General features: G+C 44.9%; 4 protein-coding genes. 3 read left to right on the top strand and 1 reads right to left on the bottom strand.

The genetic code is table 11. The annotated features are described in order from the left end of the window. Positions 1 to 329 precede the first annotated feature (329 nt). From VXK47_RS20450 to VXK47_RS20440, 3 genes are all read left to right on the top strand, one after another. On the top strand, positions 330 to 2234 hold the full coding sequence (locus tag VXK47_RS20450; RefSeq protein ID WP_435550639.1) for an LTA synthase family protein: 1905 nt from the start codon (positions 330 to 332) through the stop codon (positions 2232 to 2234). Between the two features lie 30 nt (positions 2235 to 2264). Beyond that, entirely contained in the window at positions 2265 to 2852 is a 588-nt protein-coding gene (locus tag VXK47_RS20445) for a diacylglycerol/polyprenol kinase family protein (RefSeq protein WP_435550638.1), read from the top strand. Between the two features lie 245 nt (positions 2853 to 3097). Further along, positions 3098 to 3454 (top strand): hypothetical protein, encoded by a 357-nt coding sequence (locus VXK47_RS20440; RefSeq protein ID WP_435550637.1) that lies wholly within the window; start codon positions 3098 to 3100, stop codon positions 3452 to 3454. On the opposite strand, the gene hisH is transcribed toward VXK47_RS20440, so the two are convergent. Then, on the bottom strand, positions 3434 to 3925 hold the full coding sequence (gene hisH, locus VXK47_RS20435) for an imidazole glycerol phosphate synthase subunit HisH (RefSeq protein ID WP_435550636.1): 492 nt from the start codon (positions 3923 to 3925) through the stop codon (positions 3434 to 3436). The two genes, VXK47_RS20440 and hisH, sit on opposite strands and share 21 nt — an antisense overlap. Positions 3926 to 4569 lie beyond the last annotated feature (644 nt).

The raw sequence follows: 4569 nt of genomic DNA, 5'->3' as shown, positions 1-4569 counted from the left end.
TAATTACATATATTATTAATATAATAGTATAAAACCGTAAGGATGTTTTTCAGAGTTATTTTTAATTTTACGAAAAAAAATTTCATCTTTATGTTGATCATACGAAATTATAAGATCAACGGAACTGGTGAATAACTTGTTATAAACTATAGTTAATACTGGCGTAGATAAATGAATACAATAAGTTAGAGGTACATTTTCAGGTGAAAACAAGCCAATTCAATAAACTTCCTTCTGCATTTTCTGCGTGCCTTAAAAAAAGGAATGGTGGAATAATTCTGCTTCTTGCCATCTTTTTCGCGTTCTCATTTATAACTAGAATCGTCTTGATGATAAAGTCTGCTCAGGAAATATCCTGGGACTTGAGCCTTTTGGCAGCTTTTGGCTGGGGACTCATTTATGATATTGGTACGGCTTCCTGGTTAGCGATACCCTTTATCCTGCTTCAGATGGTCTTGCCCGAGCATTTCTTTGAGCGTCGATGGGGTCGGATCGCGATGCAGGCGATCTTGTTTATTTTTCTTTATTCTATGTTGTTTTGTTTGGCCGCCGAATGGGTATTCTGGGATGAATTCGGAGTAAGATTTAACTTCATTGCCGTGGATTATCTTGTCTACACTAAAGAAGTAATTGACAACATTTTCGAATCCTACCCCATGCCGTTGATACTTAGCGGTATCGCCCTATTATCATTGATATTACATATAGTCATCTGGCGCACTGGGCTTCCTGCCATTTTGGCGGCAAACTCGACAGCGCCTGCCGGGAACCGTTATAAATTTGGAGCTTTTGCCTGCGCCGGTGCTATTGCAGTGGGGTTAATAATCAATCAAAACTGGCTACCTGACTTCGCCAACAATTATAACAGAGAACTTGGGAAAAATGGCTTGTGGTCGTTATTTGTTGCATTCAAAGAAAATGAACTCGATTTTAACCGGTTTTTCCCGACTATTCCTGTTGATAAGGCATTTCAATTCATGCGCGGAGAATTGGTGGAGGACGGGTCCATATTATTGAGACCTAAAGAGAAGGACACGCTAAGGTTCTATTCCAAAGAAGGCCCGGAACTTAATTTGAATGTTATTCAGATTACAGTGGAAAGCCTGAGTGCTGAATTCCTCGATAATACAGGTCCCTATGCAAACCTGACACCGAACCTATCGGCCCTTGAACAAAAGAGTCTGGTGTTTGATAATTTCTACGCTACCGGAACACGCACAGATCGCGGAATGGAAGCCTTGACCCTATCGTTGCCGCCTACGCCGGGTCGTTCTCTGGTGAAACGTCCTCATAATGAAGGATTATTTACCCTCGGCTCAATATTTCGCATGAAAGGGTATGACACAGCGTTTCTCTATAGCGGATTCGGTTATTTCGACAACATGAACTATTTCTTCGGCAACAATGGTTATAAAGTCATTGACCGCAACGCCGTAAGCCGAGATGATGTAACCTTTGCAAACGTATGGGGCGCTTGCGATGAAGATTTGTATCGCTGGACGATGCGTGAAGCCGATGCCATCCATGCGAAGGGGAAACCTTTCTATTTTTTTGTCATGACGACATCAAATCACCGGCCCTTCACTTTCCCAGAAGGACGCATCGACTTGCCGTCTAAAACATCGGAACGTCGCGGCGGCATAAAATATTCAGACTACGCCATCGGCAAATTCATCAGAGATGCAAGCTCAAAACCATGGTTTAATAATACCGTCTTCGTCATCGTTGCCGACCATTGTGCTGGAAGCGCGGGGAAGACAGCGTTGCCTGTTGAAAACTACCACATACCGCTCATCATCTATGCGCCCGGAGGACAACTGCCGACCGGCCATATAAAAACTATTTCAAGTCAGATTGATTACGCGCCCACCTTGCTCGGGCTTCTGAACTGGAGCTATCCAAGTCGCTTTTTCGGTCATGACATACGTTCCACTCCTCCCGAGGAGGGAGATGCCATTATCGGCAATTACCAGACATTAGGACACATTGAAGAAGGCAAATTCGTCGTTTTAAAGACGGTGCGCAAGACTGTCACATATCGCTATGACTTCACGAGTCGCTCAATGACAAAAATGCCCCTCGATGCGGAACCGATTACAGAAACCATAAGTTATTATCAAGTCGCCAGCTATCTTTATAAACATGGGCTATACAATGCCTTGACGGCTGATGAGTTCGCCGGTTATATGACACAGGGTCGCACGATAGCAGCAAAAGCTCAGTTGACTCAATAAAATGAGGAAGGTTAGATAAATCATTTCATCATGAAACATATCGGGCGAAAATTATTTCACCTCTTCGGTGGTCTCGGGCTGCTTTCACTTTATTACCTGGTTGGACGGCGAGACGCGCTGATCTGCTATGGTCTCATCGCCATGGCTGTCTTTGTCTTTGAAATAACCCGTCTCAGGGTTGTCGGATTTAACCAATTTATACAAAAACGATTCGGCGGCTTTATAAGGACGAACGAGGGAAATAAACTGACTGGAGTGTTACCCTATGTGCTTGGCGTCGGCCTGACGTTTTTGTTTTATCGGACCGACATAGCGACGGCGGCCATTTTGTTTCTCGCTTGCGGGGATGTAACGGCAACAATGATTGGAGAACAACTTGGCCGGACGAAGATTGTCGGGGAGAAGAGTCTGGAAGGAACACTGGCCTTTGTTGCTGCTGCGGTTGTGGCGGGTGTCTTGCTGAATCTGACAGCACTCCAACTACCGTTCGGTCTTCTATGTGCCGGAGCTATAGTTGCCGCCGGCGTGGAACTCCTGCCGCTGTTTTTGAATGACAACGTGGTGATTCCGGTGGTCTCGGGTGGGGTCATGGAAATATTGGTGCGAATGACCGGTTAGGGCTAGGAGGGAGTAAAAGGGGACGGTTCTATTTATTGACAGGAATGCCGGGATTTGGTAGTGACAAACTATGCCGAGATCAGCAAGAATAGCACCGAAAGAGTTTGTTTATCATGTCCTGACCAGAGGGAATAATAAGCATTAACCTCTCCTATGCCCAACACTACAAAAAGAAATACAAATATACAGGTCACTTCTGGCAGGACAGGTATAAGAGTATAATCATTTCCAAGGATGAATATCTTTTGGCTTGCGGCAGCTACGTGGAATTGAACCCTGTTCGTGCCGGGATGGTGAAAGCTCCGAAGGATTATCCATGGAGCAGTTATGGGATTAATGCTTACGGCAAAAAAGATGATTTAATTGATAGGCACATTATCTTTGATAAACTTTCGACTGACGAATCGGTTAGAAAAGAATACCGTTCTTTTGTTCAGAAGATGCAGCGCCAGCCTGAATCAATGCGTGGCGAGATGGATCATCGGACGATATACGGCGGCAGTGCGTTCATCCAGGATGTGCATAAGCAATACAAGCTTGATGCCGGGATCAAGAAGCGGGGACGTCCGAGGAAGGAAAAGTCAGATGTTGAAAATAAATAGAACCGTCCCCTTTTTACGAACCGTCCCCTTTTTATTCCACGCCGCAGGATCGATACCCTCAAATAACGGGTGATGGCGTTTCAGAGCAACACTGTTCCACCCCATATGCGGAATCTTCAAAGTCTGGCCTGCCGCCTGCAGATTTTCAGGAAAGCGCTTCGTCACACCGTCAACCAGACCAATGCAGTTTGTGTCGTTTTCTTCGGATTGATTCAGAATAATCTGCGTGCCAAGACAAATACCCATGATCGGCTTTCCCGATTGAAAACAGGTTTTCAGCCACGCATCCAGCCCCTTGTGCTTCAGATAAGCCATTGCTTCGCCCGCCGCGCCGACCCCCGGAAAAATAGCATGGGACGCAGCATCGAGCATTTTTGTATCATCCGTAATGACAAAATCCTGGCCGATGGCATGCAGCGCCCGCGCCACACTGGTAATGTTTCCGGCATTATATTCGATAATTGCGATCATGTTTGCTCATTTCTCTTGAAAATGGTTATGAGAACTTTCCAAGTCTCAATAGCAAAGTTTATGCCCTGACGCCAATATCTTTTTTGAAAGGAATTTCTGGATCGCCGGAAGAACATCATTTTTCTTACTGTCGGACAGATTTTACATAATATACCAACTTGGCTTAAGTGCGATATTACCACAAAATACCAAGTAGAAAAAGTTCATTTTGCTGGATTTAAAGCACTTTTTCTTTGCATTCCTTTTTAAAAAGAGTATTATTTCCTCCGAAAAGCGCGAAAAACCAAGTAGGTATATTAATTGTTCCCGAAGCGCTGCGCGCTTCGGGAACGCCCGGCTGAGCCGAGCCTGATTATTCCCTCGCGCGCTGACTCGCGCTCGGGAACAATCGGCTGGAGCAGAAGCCCCAGCCAGGGCTCGGCTCAGCCGGGCGTTATGCATTGGAAAAAGAACGATGAAAATTGAAATTAAGTACGATACTAAAAATGTCGACTGGAATAAGGTGAGTTATAGTCAAGAGTTGTGTATGGAATAATTAGGCGGCGATCCATTTTTTTTCAATTCCATTCACAAATTTGACTCCTTTAATTACTTCAGCCAATCGTTCAGGGCAGTGGAGACGTAACCATCTTTTCTCAGCGCAC

This window comes from Desulfobacterium sp. N47 (assembly GCF_051233685.1).
GTDB lineage: Bacteria > Desulfobacterota > Desulfobacteria > Desulfobacterales > RPRI01 > RPRI01.
This window is presented reverse-complemented; position numbering and strand designations above follow the sequence as displayed.

Bases quoted from the DNA above. Each gene is read 5' to 3' on its own strand.
- VXK47_RS20445 (WP_435550638.1), top strand. From the start codon at position 2,265: ATGAAACATATCGGGCGAAAATTATTTCACCTCTTCGGTGGTCTCGGG.
- VXK47_RS20450 (WP_435550639.1), top strand. From the start codon at position 330: ATGATAAAGTCTGCTCAGGAAATATCCTGGGACTTGAGCCTTTTGGCA.
- hisH (WP_435550636.1), bottom strand. From the start codon at position 3,925: ATGATCGCAATTATCGAATATAATGCCGGAAACATTACCAGTGTGGCG.